This window comes from Pseudoalteromonas sp. SG44-1, from assembly GCF_014164315.1.
Classification (GTDB): Bacteria; Pseudomonadota; Gammaproteobacteria; order Enterobacterales; family Alteromonadaceae; genus Pseudoalteromonas; species Pseudoalteromonas rhizosphaerae.
This window is the reverse complement of sequence record NZ_JACJEW010000009.1, coordinates 1-21,890: the sequence shown is the minus strand read 5'-3', so window position 1 is coordinate 21,890 and position 21,890 is coordinate 1. Positions and strand designations below refer to the sequence as shown.

The following is a 21,890-nucleotide window of genomic DNA, read 5'->3' as shown; positions in this document are numbered from 1 at the left end:
AAAAAAGCCAGCTCAAAATGGGCTGGCTCAATCATTACTAAAATTAGTAACCAAATAGGGAAATCAACATGATGCTTGCGTAAACTGCAATTCAACAACAAGCAAAAGAGTAGACGCCCTCAAACTACTTTAGTTCAAAATAAATTTAAAATTGATAAAATAATATTGCATGAGCCAAATAGCAGGCATAAAAAAAGCCAGCTCAAAATGGGCTGGCTCAATCATTACTAAAACTAGTAACCAAATAGGGGGAAATCAACAATGATGCTTGTGTAAACTGCAATTTAACAACAAGCAAAGAAGTAGACGCCCTCACGCTAATTTAGTTCAAAATAAATCAGGCTAATTTGAAATAATGCTAACTTTTTATCAAAGAAAGCATTTGTTGTTCATCAAATTTTGTAAAACTCATTGATTTTTCAGTAAATAATGCATCAACAAGCGCTTGCTTATGTTGTTGCATTTTAAATACTTTTTGCTCAATTGAATTCGCCATTATCAGTTTATAAACAAAAACAGGATTTGTTTGACCGATTCGATAAGCACGATCTGTCGCTTGTTTTTCTACTGCTGGATTCCACCAAGGATCAAAATGGATCACAGTGTCCGCCTGAGTAAGATTAAGCCCTGTACCGCCAGCTTTTAAACTAATTAAAAATACCGACGTTTGACCACTGGTAAATTCTTCGATCATTTTATCGCGATGACGCGTTTGCCCCGTAAGCAAGCTGTAATTGATCTCCAGTGATGCTAGCTGCTGCGCAATAATATCTAATGCAGAAGTAAATTGGCTAAAAATAATAATATTACGACCTTCACTTAACATTACTGGTAAATGGCTACTCAACCAGTCAAGTTTTGCACTTCTAGCTGAGGTGTGTTCGTCAATCAAACGCGGGTGACAACATATTTGTCGTAACTTTAATAACGCCTCTAAAAAGGCTAATTTGCTCTTTTGCGCGCCTTGGGAAGCAAACAGGTCGACCATTTTCTCTTCTAGAGAATCAGTAATACTTTGGTAAATGTCTTTTTGCTGTGCTTCGAATTCAAACTCTTTGATCAACTCTGTTTTAGGTGGTAGCTCTTGTGCTACTTCAGCTTTTGTACGGCGTAAAATAAAAGGCAAGATCAGTGATTTAAGCTCTTTAGCACGATCACTATCAGCGTCACGCTCAATCGGAGTCTGAAAATGCTGTTTAAAATGAGCCTGTGAACCAAGCAATGAAGGCATTGCAAAATCTAACAATGATTTCAATTCAAATAAATTGTTTTCAATCGGTGTACCACTTAAACATAAGTTAAATTGTGCATTTAAACGCTTAACTAAACGAGATACTTGCGCACTGTCATTCTTTATATACTGCGCTTCATCAAGGATAATATTCTCAAAATACAACGGCGAGTAGTAAGCGATATCACGCTTGAGTAATGGATAAGTAGTAAGAATGCAATCTGCCTGGGCTAAATGTTGTAATTGCTCAATCCGCGCGCTACCAAATAGGGTCGTCACTTTAATACTACTGGCGAATTTAGCCATTTCATTTTGCCAATTACTTACCAAGCTCGTTGGGCAGACAATTAGCGTTGGGCCTGCTTGCTCTCGTTGCCGTGCGTTAGCTAAAAATGCAATAACTTGTAAGGTTTTGCCTAATCCCATGTCGTCGGCGAGGATTCCGCCTAACTGATGGCGTTTTAAGAACTGTAGCCATTGAACGCCTTGCTGTTGATACTCTCGAAGCCGCACGCCCGCATTCAAGCCATGTAACACTGTAGTAGCAGTAGCTGGTGCATCTAGCTCAGCTAAATAAGACTCTAAGCTGTCGTCGACTAAGTTAACCGCAAAACAGCTCATCTTCATTAAATGTACTAAAAATGATAAAGGTATAAGTAATTCATCGCGTGTTTTTATAAACTCAAAACGATCTTTAAAATCAGTAAGCGTATCAAAAGCTGGTTTTGTTATTACTCCAAACTGTTTACCATTTGCATAATAATAAAAAAGTTCGCTTTGACGATTAAGTGATTGAAATTCTGAATTATCGTTTGCTAATACGGTGGCAGCTTTAGCGTTTGAGATCATTATTTTACTAACAATTTGATGACCTTTACCACGTTTAACATCCAAGCTGACATTAGTGATTGATTTTTTTATCACTAGTTTTTTATCAGTTACCTTCCAACCACGCTGACGAAGTTTAGGCAAAACCTCGTATTTAAACCAATGCTGATGAATAACTGATTGTTTATTAAAAACAAACTCATTTTGTAAAGCCCCTTTACATAGTTCAAAGCCTAAATTTGTGAGCTCTGTGATAACGGTATTTTCAAGCGATGCATTGAGAATATTTGCTGGTGCTGAGTTTGGAGCGTAATTACCATCTTGATAGTTAAAGGTAAGCGTAAGCTTTAATTGGTTATTGCTATTACTAACATCCACAACAGCACAAGTATCTGCTACCCGTTTTATTTTTTTACGTTCAGATGATTGGTAATGAGGTATTACACCGTCACCAAAATTTGCAGCTAATTGCTTATAGACACGATCAAAATTAGCAGTATGAATGGCTGGGATCGCTTTGATATGAGCAACTTCTTCACCACTTAGTGGCGTACGTAAACGGCCTATGCGTAGTGACTCTGTATCAAGATAAGTCGGTGGTGTGGTTTTAAGTAAGAACCAAGATTGTTTACCCGTTAAACTTACATTTAATTGAATAAGATCTTTTTTGTGTGACCACGAAAAACTCAGATCTTCAGCACTATCTGCTTTAATCGACTGACGAGAGCGCCCAAAAAACAAACGCTGAGAAGCAATCAACTGCTGCAATGCGTTAAATCCCCATTGCCCTCTAAGCTCTAAATTACCAAGTGCATTTTGAGAACGGATCCAACTGTATAAACGAAAATCAGTTTCGAGTAAATCGGATGGTGTTACAAAACTATTAAGCTGCTGATCAGTAAGGTTTCTACCGAGGGTATACTGATGTTCTGCAGAGAAAGCGGCAATTTTTGGTGTTAAAATAACCCGATTGTTTTCTACATCAAGCACAAATAAAAGTACATTTTTAGCTTGTGCTGACTGGTTTTGCTTAAGTGTTGTTAGCTCTTCAAACCAATCATTAATTATATAGTCTTGGCCGTAATCACCAGAATGATCAATCTTCAGCTTTAACAATACAGCAGCCAAGTGGCGACAGTTAGTTTTGGCATTACATGAACAGTGTCGATCAACTGCAAAACCATTGGCTAACTTCTTTATCTCTATATGTTGGGTAAAAGTACTGCCTTGATTTCCAAACACCGAGGCATCAATGACAGAGAAATCATGATTATGCTCTAACCAATTAATTTGACCATTTGCTACGTACTCTTTTGCTTTACTGAGCACAGGAGGCTTAAACAGCTGTTTTATAAATCGCTCAGATAAAGGAAATTGAGTCGCTTGCTCTTGCTTGATCTCTTCAAAAATAGCGAGTAGGTCATTCTTAGATAAGTTAGCAGACATATTGCTCAGGGCAGTAAAAAATAAAAATAATTTTACCAGTATATGATTTATCGGCGTCGAGCTAAAGCATTAAAATGATTAAAAAGACTGGTTGGAGCTGATAAGTTAGTAAAAAAATGATCTCAATACAAAAACAGCTGAATTTAATAGTTAAACACAATTAACCAACAATAAACCCACAAGTTATAAACATATCGTTAATTATTAAGCGCGTTTACAGATCACATTTTTACTAAGGTATAAAAAAATAGCGGTAAGAGTGAAAAATATAGCTAATCAGTTAGTAAAAAAATGATCTATGAGCTCAATAGTAAGGTTTATTGATATTTCAGATCATTATTTTACTAACAAAACACAGTTTGGGATCAGAATTTTACTAACAAAAAAAGCCTTCAGATCAGATTTTTATTAACTAGTTAAATGCATTTAATAACTTAGTTAGCTGTTCTAAGCGCTTGTCAGTCATCACTTTATTATCAATTTTGATTGATAAATCACCACTTTTTAAATTACGTTGCAAGCTGATATAATTATTTTCTAGTAGTGCTTCTCGACGTTGAGCTGACTGTGGCTCAGCGGTAAGTAATTTAGTGATCGTCATTGCACGCTTATCATCACCAATTATATCTTCTAAGCTATTATCGTGTGTCAAATGATTTACTTGCTGATTAAAACTATGCTCATCACGTTCTTTTGCTGCAATCAGTTTTTTAGCTACTTCACGGCCAACATGATTTGCTGTTGGATAAAGGGCAAGTACGGCAGCAGGAAGCTTCTCAAAGGCTTTAATTGCATCAGCAATAGCTGTATGCGATACACCTTCAATGGCGGCTACTTCACGATAAGAGCCTTTTTTTCCCTGTGCAACTAATTCATCTTTTGTTTGTTGATATGCTTGGCCAAGTTCCCAGAGGCTCGGCGCAATATATTGGTCTGACGATACAGCTAAAATCTTAGCATCTAAATCTGTAAAATCACTCGAACTAAGAACCATGTAGTCAGCATTGCCAATTATACATGCCATACGACGACGTGAGCCGGCTAATACCAGTGTTTCATCACCTTTGTCCCAACATAGGGCGGGGTGTTGGTTACGACCATCTTCGGCTATTGCAGGGAGTATATCAGCAACAGACTTTTCATTGAGTAACACTTGAACACGACGATTTTTTGCGTACACCTTGGTGGTACTTTCTATTTCAGCATGCGGGATCACTTTGCAAACAAGTGTGATCTGACGATTAGGATCACTTGGTGCAGGCATTTTGATCACATCGCCTGCGTTTGCTTGTTCTAGTAATTCATCAAGATTACTATTACCAATTGAAGTAGCAAAAGGATCTAAGCTGGTGTCATTTTTACGTTTTTTAGCCATTTTTTGTTAACTACCTTACTTAGTTTCATTCAATTGAGATTGTGTTGATTGCCAGTTTGAACGGATCAGCATTTCTAATTCATCAACAACATCTTTTATATTTTCTTGAGCTCTGATCAGTGATTCTCTACTTGCTAAACTGTCAGATGTTTTTTGATCAAAAATAGTATTGAATGACGAAGAGCTCGCTGTAATTGCCGAGCTGTGGTTAATTGGGTAACTCATTACCTGACGACCAAATGCACTGCGTACATCTTTAACGATGTCACGCTGTGAATGATTGCCTTTTACGTAATTAGTTACTAAAAATTGCATAAAGTCCCAACCTTCATGACCTAAAGATGCAACGGTATGATAGATTTCGCCTAAGCGTTTTAAATATTTGTTATTAGCATCGAAATCAACGGCTTCAGGATGTACCGGGATCAGCATTGCCGTAGATGCCATTAAAGCATTGTAAAACATGAAGTTAAGAGATGGAGCTGTATCAATTAAAATGATATCGAATTGATCCTTAACCGGATCAATGACTTTTTCTAATAGTTTATGGTAATGACGGGTTTTTTCATAACTTGAACTATCTTTTAGCAACGTTGCAGTTTCGTGTTCAAAGTAAAAGTCATCCATACCAGAAGGCAAAATGCGTATATTTGGGATATGCGTAGGCAAAAAAGCATTTGTAACAAGTTGCTGCCAAGTTTCATCTGGATCTAAGTCAATGCAATCTCGCATTAAATCACCGACCGTGATCGGTTCAGGTTCACTGGGTGGGAAAAAACTCGATGATGACCCTTGCGGATCTAAATCAATAATACCAATACGGTAACGTTTAATGTTAGTTGTAGCAAGGGCTGCAGCAATATTTACCATACTGGTTGTTTTACCACAGCCGCCTTTTAGAGAGTTAATAACAATAACTTGTAATTTATCGTCAACATTGCGGTGATCTGGCTGAATATCCATTATATCTGCCATAGCAAATATATTTACCAAGGTGTAAGCGTAATGGCCGTTAGCACCGCGTTTAATGTTTAGCTCATCAAAATCACCATTGTCATGGCGGCGTTTTAAGGTACGATTGTTACAACCTAACAGATCTGCAGCTGCTTTTTGAGTGTAAGTTCGAAGCTCTTTTTCTTCAGATTTTAAGTGGGCACGATAATGCTGAATACGTCCTGCTAATGATTTTTCTGCGACTTCTGCAGTTGCTTTTAAAAGCCGATAGGTGGATAGCGCATTATTATGAATTGACATACTTTATTCCTCAAAGTTAGGTATTAAGTATAATGTCCATTCAATTGACTGTAAACAACTATTTATGACGACATGGCTTTTAATAACAAGACATTTAGAATTAATTTGTAATTTTAAAATTGCTTAGTATAAATAAAGAAGTTTAAAGGTGGTTAAATATAAGGTAGTAAAGGTTAAGGGCATAAAATAGACATCTAAGTTTCTGATATATATAAATAATAGTAAAAAAAGTGGATCAGGTTTATACTTGGTTAAGATCAGATCTTTAGTAACTGACAGATCGTAATTTTACTAACTCTGAATCAGATACTTAAGTTATACACAGTTTGAACACAGGTTTACGCACAAAAACCGCTGTTGAGATCAGTTTTTTACTAAGATAATTAAGAACTTATCCACTTACAATCGGGATAAATAGGCTGTTCAATTAGTATAGATCTGATCTGTAGTTGGTATAGATCAGATCTATGCTAACTGATTCGATGATTATCCACAGGCATTAGTAAAAATTAGATTTATGTCGTGTATTTTTGGTTAAAAAACAAAAATACACGGACAAAAATACGCGTGAGTTAGTAAAATTTAGACTTATAACCGTAGTGTTAGTAAAAAACTGATCTGAAAATCAAGATCATTAAGGTTACTTAGTAAAATAGTGATCTGAACATATATTTTAATCCCAGATCAGTTTTGTACTAACTTAAACATTTAACTTTTTCTGTTTAATGTGTTGTTATTAGCTGTCGCAATAAAATTGGAAATAAGAACAATGAACCGAAAGGTCAACATCTCGGTAGATAACTTACCCGATACATTACGGGGTCAGATCCACGGGGTGGAAAGTGCAATAGATAACGAAAGCCTCGCATTATTTACAGACAATAAAGATGTGCGGGTTTCATTAGAAAATGCAGCGCATGGACTAAGGGCCTATTCGAATACTTTTAATCATTATGATTTGTGGGGACGTTTTGTTCGCTCAGGCCATAAAAAATTACCACTCGAAGAAGCACCTAAAAAAACCATTATTACTCGAAAAATATCCGAAAAAGTGGATGGCATTTTGTATGATGGTGAAATTAAAATTACTCCAGCGGTAGTAAGTACCCGTAAAGACGGTGAAGATGTTGAATATTTAGTTTGGCCATCAGATCGTGAAGAAAAAGTAGAACGTGCATTAATCCGTTTAGCTTCTAAAGGTAAAATTGTTAAAATCAATTTTAAGTCCGGTATTCAATATGCCGTGGTTTTTTCGATGAACGAATTAGCGCAAGAACTTAAAGCTGTTGGGCAATCAATGCCTTACCCACAAATCAAAGAAGCATTAGAAGCACTGCAAGGTTCTAAGCTATCGTTTAAGTATTCAGCGACAGATACTAAAAATACCAATATTGATGATTCATTTTACGAATCAAATATGAACTTTCTTTCTTCTTTGCACTTTAGTGGTAAAAAAGGGCAGGGCGGTAATGTTAAATGTGTTGCGTGCTTGAATGCGTTTGTCCATAACATGATCGATAACCTCGAATACAAAGGTTACTATTTCAATAGTGCGCAAGAATTAAAGCGCGGATTATCTCGCTGGATGATGTTGCGTCTTTATCATCTTTGGCGCTATGCGGCACCAGGAAAAACATATCATTTTAGATTGTTATCTATCATGGAAAAATATGGCTCAATCTATTCAACTGACGATATCACTGAAAATAAATTAAAAGCATTGCGTCGTGATATGACCACTACGATGAAAGATCTTATCGAAAAAGGTGCTATTTCAGAATATAGCATTACGAATGTTAAAGATGATAAAACTGGTAACATTGTAGATTATACATACGAGATGCATCCTTCAGATCAGTTTTGTGATGAAATACTTACTTTGAATAAGCATAACAAACGTATTGAAATTCAAGGTGGTAAACGCATAGTTGAAAATGCAGTTTTAATCGACGAAGATAAAATTGAAGAAATAGTCAAAGATTAACTTACCGCTTAAGCTTATTCTGACTAAGGCCGCTATATAGCGGCCTTTTTAACATAATTATTTATCAACTTGTTCCAAATATAATCTATCAACAAGAAAATCATACTCTCGTTTACGCGGATGGCTTTGTGGTTTTTGATAATCTGATAACGTACCTAGTTTTACATCCGGTTCAGGGTTTATCAAAATAAAAGGTAGTGCGGCACTAACATGATAACGATTTTGCGCGGTGTATCTCACATTTACTTGTGGGCTAACGCGGGTGGGGCGTCTTATTCGTAACTTATCTTTATCTCCTAAACTAGCGACACGTAATTGTTCTTGAGCAACGAGTGTTTGCCAACTGAGTTGATCTATCATTCTAGGATTGGAATAACCGGCTGATTTTTCGAGCATGGCTAGTGCCATCTTTTTTGTCAGTGTTTTAGTCGCGTGTTTGTGCATCCAGGTAAAACGAACTGAAAAAGGGGAGTTTACTTCAAAATGAATTTTACGGTACGCGGCGAGTGTTATTAAATTTGGTATCGCATTATGAACCGCTTCAAAGCGAGCATCATTATTATCAATGGCTAGAATACATTCTTTAAATGCAGCTTTAGCTTTATTTAATTGTTGAATTCGAGCAACAAGTTGTTTTTGATCCGCATTTTTTATTACCAGTAACCCAGGGTGACGTTTTAAAACACGACTACTTAAGCCTGATTTTTTATAGATATCGTTAAATGAATTTAAAATCAACTTTTGGCCCGTAGCACCTGTAATTTTCGTAACATTGATCGATTGAGGGACTATCTTTTCATCGTTACTATCAATATCAGGCAATTGATAATAATCAGCCTTTGAATAATCGCATTGCATTAAATCATCAATAAAGTGATTAGTTAAATCACTAAGTAAATCGAACTGACTGCGAATTTGTACTTTAGTTACCATAAGAACACATCATACAATATAGATGATAATAGTCTACCATAGCCGCAGTTAAACTAAAAACAAAGCAGCGCACAATCACCTGTTTATCTATCGTTTAATTTTACTCGATGCTAAGTATATATTATAAATCAAATAAAGTATGATGTGTTCTTTGTCTTGGTAAGGACCTTATAACGGATAGGTTGATAGTTTTTCTAACTTAAAAGTTCGATCATCTCTAAATAAGTATGTTTAAATATTGCCTTTGAGCTGATGATTAAGTACATCATGTTGCTGCAATTGTATAATCTCCGATGCGATATAGGTATTTACCTCAAGTATAAGTTGTGTAATTAAAGGGTGAGGACTAATTCTATTGTAGTTTTCAGTTGCCAATGGATACTGGTATATCAATGCAACAATTTACGGGAGCTTATTGATGTGACCAATTCTATAAATTACTCATAGGCACAATTTCAATTTTGCTTCAGGGGATTATCTAATTTGAAACAGCTTACAAATTATCAGTCGTGCAGTTGCAGTGAGTAAGTTTATGGCTGTGAGCACAAAAATAAACTGCGCTTACAGACTTTATAACCATGAAGCTTAAGTAATCGTCGATATAGTTAAAGAGCTGAACTACAGTGATAACAAGCTGCTAAACCTATCTAGTTTAAGCCAGGCATTATAAAAATGTTATATGAACGCTGAGAAATAGGCCAATAAGATGTATAGGAGTTGGAGTCAAACCAGCGCTCGAATTTTACAATTACATACTATTGCCTTAATTTAATTGCAGTGTCATTCAGGCTTGAATTGACAACTATCAGTAATTTGAGATACGTGCCAACATGAATCAAACAAGGTAGTTACAAGCAACATCAGACGAACTGAATTTCATTTAATTTAGGTATACCTCTTTATTACTCAGCACCCTTAGCACATATTTTAAACTTCAGCCATTTGATATAAAAAATAATCTAATTTCATCTGTAAAGTTAAGGTTACATAGCATTACAATTTAAGTATGATGTGTTCTTATTTTCAGTTGTAGAGTAGGCACTTAGTTTATTTACTAAGGTCTCGCTGTATTATTTAATTTTATGTTTTATATTAATAAGTTAAACAATACCCTGTGCATATTTTAAAAAATAAAAAGGTGGCAGAACAGTGCAAATCATCAATAATATTTATCTCATAACTAAATAATTGATAATTAGCGAATATAGTCCTTGAACAGGGGCACTGCATACGTTAATTTTCATCTATCAGGTAAATGTAGGAATGAGGAAATTAATATGCAGTCGTGGAACCCAAATAGCTGGAGAGAGCTCCCAATACTTCAGCAGCCACAGTATCCAGATCAAGAAGCGCTGAAAACTGTTGAAGGCCAATTAAAGAGTGCACCGCCACTGGTCTTCGCAGAAGAGACCCGTAGTTTATTTAAACAACTAGAAGACGTTTGTGAAGGCCGTGCCTTCTTACTTCAAGGTGGTGATTGTGCTGAATCATTTAGTGACTTTAATGCCGCTAATATTCGTGACACATTTAAAACAATATTACAGATGGCAGTCGTACTAACTTATGGCGGTAAATGCCCTGTAGTTAAGATTGCGCGCATGGCAGGGCAATATGCTAAACCACGCTCAGCAGATTTAGAAACCATTGATGGGGTATCTTTACCTTCATACCGTGGTGATATCGTAAATAATTTTGAGTTTACTGAACAAGCGCGTATTCCCGATCCACAACGCTTAATGACGGCTTATCATCACAGTGCAGCAACATTAAATTTATTACGCGCATTTGCACAAGGTGGACTTGCAGATTTACATCAGGTAAATCGCTGGAACATGGGTTTTGTTGCAGCAAACCCACTTAAAGAAAAATACCAACAACTTGCGGATAAGATTCAAGATGCGCTTGAGTTTATGGAAGTGTGCGGTATTAACTCAACAATTGCACCAAGCCTTAAAGAGACTGATTTATACACCTCTCATGAAGCGTTATTACTGGGGTATGAAGAAGCGCTTACTCGCCGTGATCATCTATCTGGCGATTGGTATGACTGCTCAGCACATTTTGTTTGGATTGGTGAACGTACTCGCCAACTTGATCATGCACATATCGAATTCTTTAAAGGTATTAAAAATCCAATTGGGGTAAAAGTTGGCCCAGGAATGGATCCTGACGACTTAATTCGTTTAATTGATGCGCTTAATCCAGATAACATCCCAGGGCGCTTAACATTAATTACACGTATGGGTGCTGATGTACTTCCTGAAAAGTTGCCGGCCTTAGTACGTCGCGTTCAACAAGAAGGCCGTAAAGTAATTTGGAGTTCTGATCCAATGCACGGGAATACTGAAAAAGCGACATCAGGGTATAAAACCCGAAGCTTTGACAATATTTTGCGTGAGATCAGTCAGTTCTTCGCAGTTCATAAAGCTGAGGGCTCGTATGCAGGTGGTGTTCATTTAGAAATGACTGGCCAACATGTTACTGAGTGTACAGGTGGTGCTTACGGATTATCTGATGACGATCTAGCACAGCGTTATCGCACACAGTGTGACCCACGTTTAAATGCTGATCAGGTATTAGAACTTGGCTTCTTAGTTGCAGATTTATTAAAAGACGCACGTAAGTAGAGTTTGTCCAAAAAATTAAAAGCCGCAGATGCGGCTTTTTTAATGTCCGATATTATTTTTATACCTAGTGTAACTAAAATTAAAAATATTGAAGTTAGTACTTACGTCGCTCAAGGTTAGTATCAGAAATGATCTTAGCGGAAATTTCTTCTACAGAATGATGGGTCGAATTTAAATACGCCAGCTTATATTTTTTATACAGCATTTCAACTTCGCGTACTTCGATTCGACATTGCTTAAGTGAAGCGTATTTTGAATTAGCCATACGGCGTTGGCGAATATCAGCCAACCTGACTGGATCAATCGTTAAACCAAACAGCTTATGCTTATAGGCTACTAAGCACTGTGGTAAGTTACCCGAATCTAAATCTTCTTCAGTGATAGGGTAGTTAGCTGCTTTAATACCATACTGTAGCGCTAAATATAAACTAGTTGGCGTTTTACCACTTCGGCTTACGCCGACCAAAATTATATCGGCTTCAGCATAGTTACTTATATTAGCGCCGTCATCATTCGTAAGCGCATAGTTCACGGCATCAATTCTGAAGTCATAACTTTTTTCATGCATTGAGTGAGTACGATGAATTTTAGGCACCGGCGCTACTTTCAGTTCTTGCTCAATTTTCTCACTAAATGTAGTTAAGAAATCATAAGTAACGGCGTTCGATGAGCGAATAATTTCACTTAAATTGTGATTAACAAAAGTAAAAAAAACCAAAGGTTTTTCGCCTTCGCGTTGTGCCGTTGCATTGATCAATGCTTTTATTTCGTTCGCTTTTTTTTCAGTTTCAACAAAAGGGATAGTTTTATGATTAAATTCAACGGGAAATAATGACAAAGTGGCGTGGCCAAATACTTCAGAAGTAATAGCAGTACCGTCAGAAATATAAAATGCAGTTCTCATATTAACCTTTTTATTACGTTTAATAGTTAAAATAGCCACCCTACGGTTTACGTAAGGTCTATTGCCAGTGTAGAATGAAGGTGACCTTTTTAGAAGGTTTTCTTTCTTAACTCTCACAGTTATTACTACAATTTGTTTTTTTGGAGAAAGATCCGTGCAAGAATACGTTCTCTGGTATCAAGAGCTTGGTATGCAAGATGTTCCTCGTGTTGGCGGCAAAAATGCCTCACTCGGCGAAATGATTTCTAACCTAGCAAACGCTGGTGTACAAGTCCCAGGTGGTTTTGCTACTACCGCAGACGCATTTAATGAGTTTCTTGAGCAATCAGGACTAAATGCAAAGATCCACGACATTTTAGACACACTGGACGTGGAAGATGTAAATACACTAGCAAAAGTCGGCGCTGATATTCGTCAGTGGATTATCGACACCCCATTCCAACCTAATTTAGACCAAGCCATTCGCGACGCATACAGCCAACTCCACGGCAATGCAGCAGACGATGTTTCATTCGCAGTACGTTCATCAGCAACAGCTGAAGATATGCCTGATGCATCATTCGCAGGTCAGCAAGAAACCTTCCTAAATGTACGTGGTATCGACTCAGTAATGGTCGCCATCAAGCATGTGTTCGCATCGCTTTTCAATGACCGTGCCATTTCATACCGTGTTCACCAGGGTTATGATCATCGCGGCGTAGCATTATCTGCGGGTATTCAACGCATGGTACGTTCTGATAAGTCATCGTCTGGCGTTATGTTCAGTATTGATACTGAATCAGGTTTCGAAGATGTCGTGTTTATCACCTCAAGTTATGGTCTAGGTGAAATGGTTGTACAGGGCGCAGTAAACCCTGATGAATTTTATGTTCATAAACCAACACTTGCTAAAGGTAAGCCATCTGTAGTGCGCCGTAATATTGGCTCAAAAGCGATTCAAATGATTTACTCTGCCGATCAAGCGCATGGTAAACAAGTAGAAATCGTAGATGTAGATGCAGCCCTTTCAAATAAATTCTCAATTACCGATGCCGAAGTTCAAGAGCTTGCAAAGCAAGCTGTGATCATCGAAAAACATTATGGCCGCGCGATGGATATCGAGTGGGCAAAAGACGGTAATGACGGCAAGCTATACATTGTACAAGCTCGCCCTGAAACAGTTCGTTCAAACGAAGATACGAATGTTATGGAGCGTTTTCAACTAAATGGCAGCAGTGCTGTTGTCGTTGAAGGACGTGCCATCGGTCATAAAATTGGCTCAGGTGTTGTTCGTGTACTTGATTCGATTAAAGAAATGGATCAAGTTCAACAAGGTGACATTTTAGTAACCGACATGACTGATCCAGATTGGGAACCTATCATGAAACGTGCTGCAGCGATTGTAACTAATCGTGGTGGTCGTACATGTCACGCGGCAATTATTGCCCGTGAGTTAGGTATTCCAGCAGTTGTAGGCTGTGGTAATGCAACTGACCTGATTAAAGCAGGCCAAGAAGTAACCGTATCATGTGCTGAAGGCGACACTGGCTTTATTTATGAAGGTATTTTAGATTTTGAAATCCTCACTTCACGTGTCGATAAAATGCCTGAACTACCAATGAAAATCATGATGAACGTTGGTAACCCAGATCGTGCATTTGATTTTGCACGCTTACCACACTCAGGTGTTGGTCTTGCTCGCGTTGAATTTATTATCAACCGTATGATTGGTGTGCATCCTAAAGCATTGCTAAATTTTGATGCTCAAACAGATGAGTTAAAAGCTGAAATCACACAGATGATTGCCGGTTACGAATCACCGGTTGAATTCTATATTGCTAAATTAGTTGAAGGTATTTCGACCTTAGGCTGTGCATTTGCACCAGAGCGTGTAATTGTTCGTATGTCTGATTTTAAATCAAATGAATATGCCAACTTAGTTGGCGGACAACAATACGAGCCTGAAGAAGAAAACCCAATGATTGGTTTCCGTGGCGCAGCACGTTATATTTCGGAAGATTTCCGTGACTGTTTCGCACTAGAGTGTGAAGCAATCAAACGTGTTCGTAACGACATGGATATGGCCAACATTGAAATCATGATCCCATTCGTACGTACCCTTGAAGAAGGTAAACGTGTTATTGAATTACTTGAAGAGCATGGCCTTAAACGTGGCGAAAATGGCTTAAAAGTAATCATGATGTGTGAACTTCCATCAAATGCATTACTTGCTGATGAATTTTTAGAACATTTTGATGGCTTTTCAATCGGTTCAAACGATTTAACGCAACTTACACTTGGTTTAGACCGTGACTCAGGATTAATTGCCCATTTATTTGATGAGCGTAACCCTGCAATCAAAAAACTACTTTCTATGGCAATTCAAACTGCCAAAGCAAAAGGAAAGTATGTTGGTATTTGTGGTCAAGGTCCATCAGATCATGAAGACTTTGCTGCGTGGTTAGTAGAGCAGGGCATTGATTCTGTTTCACTAAACCCAGATACAGTACTTGAAACTTGGTTATACCTTGCTAAAAAATTAGCAAAATAATCGTTAAAGTATAAAAAATGCCAGCGTTATTGTTGGCATTTTTGTTTACTCAATATGTTATAGCCTATTTATAACTTTTATCGGGCTAACTTCTTATCTAAGAACGCGCAAGATTTTGTCAGCGCTTTTTGGCAAATTGCTAAATAATGGCGTGCTTTAGGGTAATAAAAAGAGAAACACATAAGCCCTGCAATAAAAAAGATCAAAGAAGGGCCTGGTACAATAGCAAAAAATAATCCCAGCAACATAAATAAACTGCCGACTAAAACTAATACACATTTTTTCATTTCAATTCCCTCGCAATTAAGCATCTACTATGAGTATAAGTAATCACAGTCTTTTTACGATAAAAAGAGTGTTACAAACTGTAAAATCTTCAATTTCTATTGCTCTTTAGCATGATATAATCGAACAAATGCCTTAATTTACTACCGTCATGATAGCAACTATTAGCCAACAAGATGCCGCGACCGATTTAGTCGCAAGTTACTTAAAAACTATAATTAAACAAGGGTTTACTGGCGACACTGATGCAAGTTATGCCACTCGTATAACTGCATCAACTGATAACAGTATTTACCAGCAGTTACCGCAAAGTGTTATTTTTCCTAAAACTGAAAAAGATATTCAAATTGCCCTGCAAACTGCTGCACAAGACCCTTATCTATCGCTGACTTTTGGACCTCGCGGCGGTGGTACAGGCACCAACGGTCAATCATTAACTCCCGGGATCGTAGTCGATTTATCACGTTATATGCGAGAAATCCTCGAAATTAATCCTGAAGAAGGTTGGGTTAGAGTGCAAACGGGCGTGATTAAAGATCAACTAAATGATTTTTTACGCCCTTATGGATTTTTCTTTGCACCTGATTTATCAACGAGTAATCGCGCAACAATCGGCGGAATGGTTAATACCGATGCATCAGGACAAGGCTCACTGGTGTATGGTAAAACTAGCGATCATGTTTTAGGACTTACCACTTATTTAGTCGATGGCACACAAATGTCAACGACACCAATAGACATTGATAAAGCCAAACTAATTGCTGAACAAAACACTACAATCGGTAAACTGTACGCAACAGTGCTTGATATTTGTTTGTCTGAGCGTGATGCAATTTTAGCCAAGTTTCCACGTTTAAATCGCTTTTTAACCGGATATGACTTAGAACATGTGCTAAGTGATGACTTACAAACCTTTGATATGAGTAGGCTAATAACTGGCTCAGAAGGTTCGCTTGGTATTGTTACTGAGGCTAAATTAAACATCACACCTATTGCTGAATTCAAAACCTTAATCAACATCAAGTATGATAGCTTTGATTCGGCACTGCGGCATTCACCGTTTTTGGTCGATGCTCGTGCTACCTCAGTTGAAACCGTTGACAGCAAAGTTTTAAATCTTGCACGTGAAGATATAATTTGGCATTCAGTATCGGACTTAATAACCGATGTGCCAAATAAAGATATGCAAGGGCTTAACATGGTTGAGTTTAATGCTGTATCGCCTGATGACATAAAAGACAAAGTTGAGTCGCTTTGTGCATTACTCGATGATTGCGTTGCACAACAAAAAAATGGCGTAATTGGTTATCAACTTACCAGCAGTAAGGCTGATATTTTAAAAATTTATGCCATGCGTAAGAAATCAGTTGGCTTGTTAGGTAATGTTAAAGGCGCACAAAAACCTTTGGCGTTTGCTGAAGACACCGCCGTACCACCTGAGAATCTTGCAGATTATATTGTTGAATTTAGAGCTTTGCTCGATAGCCATAATTTACAATACGGTATGTTTGGTCATGTTGATGCCGGTGTATTACATGTTAGACCGGCACTTGATATGTGTGATCCCGAACAAGAAAAATTACTGCGAGTGATCTCTGATGAAGTTGTTAAACTCACAGCTAAATACGGTGGTTTAATGTGGGGCGAGCACGGCAAAGGGTATAGAAGTGAATATGGCCCTGAGTTTTTTGGTGAGCATTTATTTAAGCAATTACGACTTATAAAATCAGCTTTTGATCCTAACAATAGGATTAATCCCGGAAAAATATGTACTCCGATTGAAAGTAAGGACTCACTAGTCAGTGTTGACGGTCAAAAGCGTGCGTGGTTCGACAGACAAATTTCGGTTGATGTTAAAACTAGTTTTAATAATGCAATGACATGCAATGGTAATGGTATTTGCTTTAACTATGATGAAAACTCTCCTATGTGCCCATCATATAAAGTAACCGGTGATCGTCGTAATTCACCTAAAGGTCGCGCAAGTTTAATGCGCGAATGGTTACGATTACAAGAAGCAAAAGAGATTGATTTAATTGAGGTTGAAAAAGAACTTAACAAAGGTGAAGTGATCACCTGGTGGGAACGTTTTCAACATAGCCGCGATAAAAAGAAAGGCGTATATGATTTTTCTCATGAAGTTAAAGCCTCAATGGATGAGTGTTTAGCGTGTAAAGCATGTACCACAGCGTGCCCAATAAAAGTTGATGTACCGACTTTTAGATCACGTTTTTTAAATTATTATCACAGTTACTACGCGCGCCCACTTAAAGATTATCTAGTCGGTAATATTGAAGCCAGTGCACCATTAATGGCCAAATTTTCAAATGTAATAAACCCAATTGTAAAAACTAAATTAGTCAGCTCATTAATAAAAAAATCTGTTGGCTATGTTGATACACCCGTGCTTAGTTCACCACGTTTAACAAAACGGATTAATAAAACACACGAATTTAATTTTGCACAACTTTCAGGCTTATCTCCCGAGCAACAAAGTGAGTATGTACTAATTGTGCAAGATCCGTTTACCAGTTTTTATGAAGCTGAGCTGGTAGAAAGTTTTATAAAAATAATTTCCGCACTAGGTAAGAAGCCAATACTGTTACCGTTTAAGCCAAATGGAAAACCGCAACACGTTAAAGGTTTTTTAAATGAATTTAAGATCACAGCAAAAAATGCAGCAACATTTTTAAATTCATTATCTGAAATAAATGCACCACTTGTAGGTTTAGATGCATCATTAGTAATGTGTTATCGGGATGAATATAATTCTATTTTAGGTGATGAACGTGGTGAATTTGAAGTGCTACTTGCTCATGAATGGTTAGCAACACAATCTTTTAAATCATTAGCTAACAAAGTTGATAGCAATATAACATTTACGTTATTAAGTCATTGTACTGAAACAACCGCTTTACCAAAAGCGGCGAATGTATGGCAAACAATTTTTACTGACTTAGGCCTAAAACTTAATACAACAGCAACAGGGTGTTGCGGTATGGCAGGTACATATGGACATGAAGCGCAAAACCAGAAAAACTCTCGAGCATTATATGAAATGAGTTGGCAAGGTGTTGTAGAGAAAAATAAACCTGAGCAATTATTAGCAACCGGTTTTTCTTGTCGTAGCCAAGTTAAACGCTATGAAAAATTCAAACCAAAACACCCAATAGAACTACTAGCAGATAAGCTAAGCAATAACATTTAATATAAAAATGCCGCACGCTTTTAAAAAAGAATGCGGCATTTTTTATATCGTTTTTTTATTTTAAATAACTATCAGCAATAGGCTTGGTGCTCATACCATGAATAAAAACACTAAATAAAATAGTTGTCATAGCAATCGTAGCTATAAGGTATTTATTTTCGATGCCGCTATCGATCACCATTAAAGTAAATACAATAGATGCTAAGCCTCTCGGGCCAAACCAAGCAAAAGTAAAACGTTCTTTCATTTTTAATTTAGTAAATTGTAATGACAACATCACAGGGATAATTCGAATAAGCGTTGTACTCAGTAGTGCAAATACAGTAAGTGGCCATGATAATTCTGGCAAAACTAAATAGCTGCATACAAAACCAAATAAACACCAGATCAACAAACCAGTAAAGTCCGCGATGTGTTCACTATCTTCAACGAGTTTTAAGCGTAAAGCCTGATCGGTAAATCTATCAAAAATTAATCCAGCAACAAACACCGCAATAAAACCACTGCTATGCAAACTTTGTGCGATTGAAAAAATGGCCATTGCCATACCAACCACTAAAAATGGGCTACTATTATTTGAAAAATAATGACGTTGCATGGCAAATTTAATCGCGGGAATGATCAATCCCATTGCAGCAACTGCAACCAGAATAGCCACACCTAATTCACGCGCAAAAACAATGACCGTATCAAAAACCGAAAATGTAGATGCAGGCTCTTTTGCTAACAACATCAAGACTAAAAATATTGGCACACATAAACCATCGTTTAAACCACTTTCAGTATTGATCCCTTCACGAATTTTTTCAGGCACCGCGCTGCTATTTAATAATCCTTTACTAAGCGCTGCATCTGTCGGCGTTAATATTATTGCAACTAGTGCAGCTTGAATAAGTGTCAGCTGGGTAAACATTAAACTCGCAATAATAATTCCAGCAAACAAGGTAAGTGGTAAAGCAATAAAAAGTAATAGGCTAGGGTATTGAAAACTGTGTTTTAAAACCATCAGTTTGGTTTTTGCGGCATCAGTAAATAAAAATATGCTCAGTGTTAATTCTATTAAAGGTAATAAGTGATCTAAGTCTCTGGTTAAATATGCCGTTTTACTTGGTAGCATAAACCCGATCAACGCACCGATAATAACAAAAAACATAGGTCCGGTAATTTCAGCTCGCTCTAATTGATGCATAGATAATGAATAAATTAAAAAGGCTAAACCCACTGCAGCTAATACAACATATTCCATTTAGATTTTCCTTTTAAGTCCAGATTTTGCTCGTTCTTTGATATTTGTCTGAATATATATTTGATCGGTGGTGGCAATTTTTGCATGTCCTAAATCTTCTGATAAATGTTTTAAAGGGCGAGTTTGTGCATCATGCGTAGCACCAGTATGTCTGAGCCAATGCGCTGTTGCCGATTCTAGTTGCTCGGCATCATCAGTAAAGCCATCATCAAGTAAAGATTGTTTGGCTAAATCAAAACTTTGTTGAACTAAGCGACGAATTTGTCGAACGGTCATTCCGCCTTGACCACGAATTTTATGCACCAATGGATCAGATTCATCAACGCGGGGCAGGGCTGGTAAACCTCGGTACAACCTATAACGTTTTAAATAAGTTACAAAATCTTCACTGAGTGTGACATCGCGTAATTTATTTCCTTTGCCCATAATTCTTAAAAACCAAAAGCCATCATTATCTTGCCAAAAATGAGACATAACAGGCGACCATTGTGGTCGCTCTGATAGTTCAGAGATCCGTAAATAAAGACCTTTTAAACACGCTAAGGTAAATAAATTTCTTTCAAGATCAGGTTGTTGCTCACACTTATCACGTGTGACACCAAATACATATTCCCATTGAATATCACTCAAGGTATCAGGAATTTTTATTTGTGATTGCACAACTAAATAAGGGCTATTCTTTTTTACAACCGGTACAAAGTTAGCAAAGGTTTTTTCTTCTAAAATAGCAAACTTGTAAAATACATTTAAAGCAGTAAACATGGCCGCTAATGTTTGTTGGCTAGCAATAGATTCTTTGAGCATAAAAGGGCGCCAATTTTCGTTTAATCTACGGATCCCTTGCTCATCTTTATAGCGCCATTGCACTGAAGTCATCGCCCAGCTTTTATCGGGTTCGACCATAAAATCGACATAGGCTTCTATGTCTTCACGTTTTAATTCAAATACTGATTTTTCTGCGACTAACCAAGACCATAGGTAAAAGCGTTCGAGTTCGTTCCGAAAACGATTATATGTCGCTTCTGATTTTCGACCATAAACATATAAAAATTGATACAAAAATACTAATTCTTGCTTAGATTCAGCGACAGTCAAGCCAACTTGCTGTATAAAGGTGGCAAGTTCTGGGTATTCTGATTGCATTGTATCATCTTCAAGATGGGCAATTTGATACCGTAATTGTTTTAATGTATCGACCAAAGCAACAAGCATAATATAGTTATTTCTAATAAAATAAAGTAGTTACAGTTTAACTTTAAAGTCCGATACTGTCTAGTATTGGACTTAGTGAATGATTATATTGTTAAGCTGATCAGATAATATCAAAGCAATGTTGCTGGTTTAAGGAAGGCATATGAAAAAGTTAATAGTTTTAAGTTTAGTTGCACTAACATTAGTCCTGTCTGGTTGTGCTACAACAGGTAGTGCTTCTCCAACTGAAAAGCGTAATCTAGTGCAAAATATGCGAGCAGATACACTAAGTAAATTATACAAAGAAAAACCAGATGTTAAAGAGCAAATTAAAAATGCCGCTGGTTATGCAGTATTTGATAATGCTAATGTCAATGTTGTTTTAGCCAGCTTTGGTGGCGGCTATGGTGTGGTTAAAAATAATTTGACGGGTAAATCCACTTATATGAATATGGGTGAAGCTGGTTTAGGACTTGGTTTAGGTGTTAAAGACTTTAATGTTGTAATGGTTTTTCATAATCAAGCTGCGTTAAATCGTTTTATTGAAAATGGTTGGGCCTTCGGTGGCAATGCCGATGCAGCGGCAAAATACCAAGATAAAGGCGGTGCACTTGTTGCCGAAGCCATTGCAGATCAAGTAACTGTTTATTCATTAACCGAAAATGGCCTTGCATTACAAGCCGTACTAAAAGGCACTAAATTCTGGGTAGATTCTGAGCTAAATTAAGACCTCAAAACCCTTCTAAAAGTGGGCTAGTTCGTATGATTACGCCCACTTTAATTTATTTTAGACTATTTAACATAACGTAATTTATCAGCTATCAGCTATCAGCTATCAGCTATCAGCT

At 37.1% G+C, this 21,890-nt stretch carries 13 protein-coding genes; 5 read left to right on the top strand and 8 right to left on the bottom strand.

Annotation, left to right across the window (positions count from 1 at the left end; translation table 11 throughout):
- Nucleotides 1-358: 358 nt before the first annotated feature.
- The 3 genes from H5187_RS06040 to H5187_RS06030 all read right to left on the bottom strand — a co-directional run bounded on the left by H5187_RS06040 (nt 359) and on the right by H5187_RS06030 (nt 6,134).
- A complete protein-coding gene (locus tag H5187_RS06040; RefSeq protein WP_182717282.1) occupies nt 359-3,505 on the bottom strand; it encodes a DEAD/DEAH box helicase in 3,147 nt (1,048 codons plus the stop codon).
- A gap of 412 nt (nt 3,506-3,917) precedes the next feature.
- Entirely contained in the window at nt 3,918-4,880 is a 963-nt protein-coding gene (locus tag H5187_RS06035) for a transcriptional regulator (protein ID WP_182717281.1), read from the bottom strand.
- A gap of 15 nt (nt 4,881-4,895) precedes the next feature.
- Nucleotides 4,896-6,134, bottom strand: coding sequence for an AAA family ATPase (locus H5187_RS06030; RefSeq protein ID WP_145239012.1), 1,239 nt, complete (start codon nt 6,132-6,134; stop codon nt 4,896-4,898).
- Between the two features lie 769 nt (nt 6,135-6,903).
- On the opposite strand from H5187_RS06030, the gene H5187_RS06025 reads away from it, so the two are divergent.
- A complete protein-coding gene (locus H5187_RS06025) occupies nt 6,904-8,118 on the top strand; it encodes a replication protein A (RefSeq protein ID WP_145239015.1) in 1,215 nt (404 codons plus the stop codon).
- Between the two features lie 57 nt (nt 8,119-8,175).
- Here H5187_RS06025 and H5187_RS06020 read toward each other — a convergent pair whose 3' ends face one another.
- Nucleotides 8,176-9,051 carry a DNA replication terminus site-binding protein gene (locus H5187_RS06020; RefSeq protein ID WP_145239018.1) on the bottom strand — a complete coding sequence of 292 codons (876 nt, stop codon included), beginning with the start codon at nt 9,049-9,051 and terminating at the stop codon, nt 8,176-8,178.
- Nucleotides 9,052-10,328: 1,277 nt separating this feature from the next.
- Between H5187_RS06020 and H5187_RS06015 the strand changes: the two genes are divergently transcribed.
- Complete coding sequence (locus H5187_RS06015; RefSeq protein WP_145239021.1) at nt 10,329-11,678, top strand: class II 3-deoxy-7-phosphoheptulonate synthase; 1,350 nt, start codon at nt 10,329-10,331, stop codon at nt 11,676-11,678.
- Nucleotides 11,679-11,772: 94 nt separating this feature from the next.
- Here H5187_RS06015 and H5187_RS06010 read toward each other — a convergent pair whose 3' ends face one another.
- Nucleotides 11,773-12,582, bottom strand: a complete 810-nt coding sequence (locus tag H5187_RS06010) for a pyruvate, water dikinase regulatory protein (protein WP_182717280.1) — start codon at nt 12,580-12,582, stop codon at nt 11,773-11,775.
- Nucleotides 12,583-12,736: 154 nt separating this feature from the next.
- Here H5187_RS06010 and ppsA point away from each other — a divergent pair, with 154 nt between their 5' ends.
- Complete coding sequence (gene ppsA, locus H5187_RS06005) at nt 12,737-15,112, top strand: phosphoenolpyruvate synthase (protein WP_149980298.1); 2,376 nt, start codon at nt 12,737-12,739, stop codon at nt 15,110-15,112.
- Nucleotides 15,113-15,189: 77 nt separating this feature from the next.
- Here the strand turns inward: ppsA and H5187_RS06000 are convergent, their stop codons facing one another.
- The gene (locus H5187_RS06000; RefSeq protein WP_145239030.1) at nt 15,190-15,399 is read right to left on the bottom strand and encodes a PGPGW domain-containing protein; all 210 of its coding nucleotides are present in this window, start codon (nt 15,397-15,399) and stop codon (nt 15,190-15,192) included.
- Between the two features lie 149 nt (nt 15,400-15,548).
- Here H5187_RS06000 and H5187_RS05995 point away from each other — a divergent pair, with 149 nt between their 5' ends.
- Nucleotides 15,549-18,605, top strand: a complete 3,057-nt coding sequence (locus tag H5187_RS05995; RefSeq protein ID WP_182717279.1) for an FAD-binding and (Fe-S)-binding domain-containing protein — start codon at nt 15,549-15,551, stop codon at nt 18,603-18,605.
- Between the two features lie 55 nt (nt 18,606-18,660).
- Here the strand turns inward: H5187_RS05995 and H5187_RS05990 are convergent, their stop codons facing one another.
- On the bottom strand, nt 18,661-19,851 hold the full coding sequence (locus H5187_RS05990; protein WP_182717278.1) for a sodium:proton antiporter: 1,191 nt from the start codon (nt 19,849-19,851) through the stop codon (nt 18,661-18,663).
- Entirely contained in the window at nt 19,852-21,063 is a 1,212-nt protein-coding gene (locus H5187_RS05985) for a tyrosine-type recombinase/integrase (RefSeq protein ID WP_149980295.1), read from the bottom strand.
- Between the two features lie 142 nt (nt 21,064-21,205).
- On the opposite strand from H5187_RS05985, the gene H5187_RS05980 reads away from it, so the two are divergent.
- Nucleotides 21,206-21,769, top strand: coding sequence for a YSC84-related protein (locus tag H5187_RS05980; RefSeq protein WP_145239042.1), 564 nt, complete (start codon nt 21,206-21,208; stop codon nt 21,767-21,769).
- The last annotated feature ends 121 nt before the right edge of the window (nt 21,770-21,890 follow it).

What these genes read in the sequence shown, in the direction of transcription:
- H5187_RS06040 (WP_182717282.1), bottom strand. Translation starts at nt 3,505, where the DNA reads ATGTCTGCTAACTTATCTAAGAATGACCTACTCGCTATTTTTGAAGAG.
- H5187_RS06035 (WP_182717281.1), bottom strand. Translation starts at nt 4,880, where the DNA reads ATGGCTAAAAAACGTAAAAATGACACCAGCTTAGATCCTTTTGCTACT.
- H5187_RS06030 (WP_145239012.1), bottom strand. Translation starts at nt 6,134, where the DNA reads ATGTCAATTCATAATAATGCGCTATCCACCTATCGGCTTTTAAAAGCA.
- H5187_RS06025 (WP_145239015.1), top strand. Translation starts at nt 6,904, where the DNA reads ATGAACCGAAAGGTCAACATCTCGGTAGATAACTTACCCGATACATTA.
- H5187_RS06020 (WP_145239018.1), bottom strand. Translation starts at nt 9,051, where the DNA reads ATGGTAACTAAAGTACAAATTCGCAGTCAGTTCGATTTACTTAGTGAT.
- H5187_RS06015 (WP_145239021.1), top strand. Translation starts at nt 10,329, where the DNA reads ATGCAGTCGTGGAACCCAAATAGCTGGAGAGAGCTCCCAATACTTCAG.
- H5187_RS06010 (WP_182717280.1), bottom strand. Translation starts at nt 12,582, where the DNA reads ATGAGAACTGCATTTTATATTTCTGACGGTACTGCTATTACTTCTGAA.
- H5187_RS06000 (WP_145239030.1), bottom strand. Translation starts at nt 15,399, where the DNA reads ATGAAAAAATGTGTATTAGTTTTAGTCGGCAGTTTATTTATGTTGCTG.
- H5187_RS05995 (WP_182717279.1), top strand. Translation starts at nt 15,549, where the DNA reads ATGATAGCAACTATTAGCCAACAAGATGCCGCGACCGATTTAGTCGCA.
- H5187_RS05990 (WP_182717278.1), bottom strand. Translation starts at nt 19,851, where the DNA reads ATGGAATATGTTGTATTAGCTGCAGTGGGTTTAGCCTTTTTAATTTAT.
- H5187_RS05985 (WP_149980295.1), bottom strand. Translation starts at nt 21,063, where the DNA reads ATGCTTGTTGCTTTGGTCGATACATTAAAACAATTACGGTATCAAATT.
- H5187_RS05980 (WP_145239042.1), top strand. Translation starts at nt 21,206, where the DNA reads ATGAAAAAGTTAATAGTTTTAAGTTTAGTTGCACTAACATTAGTCCTG.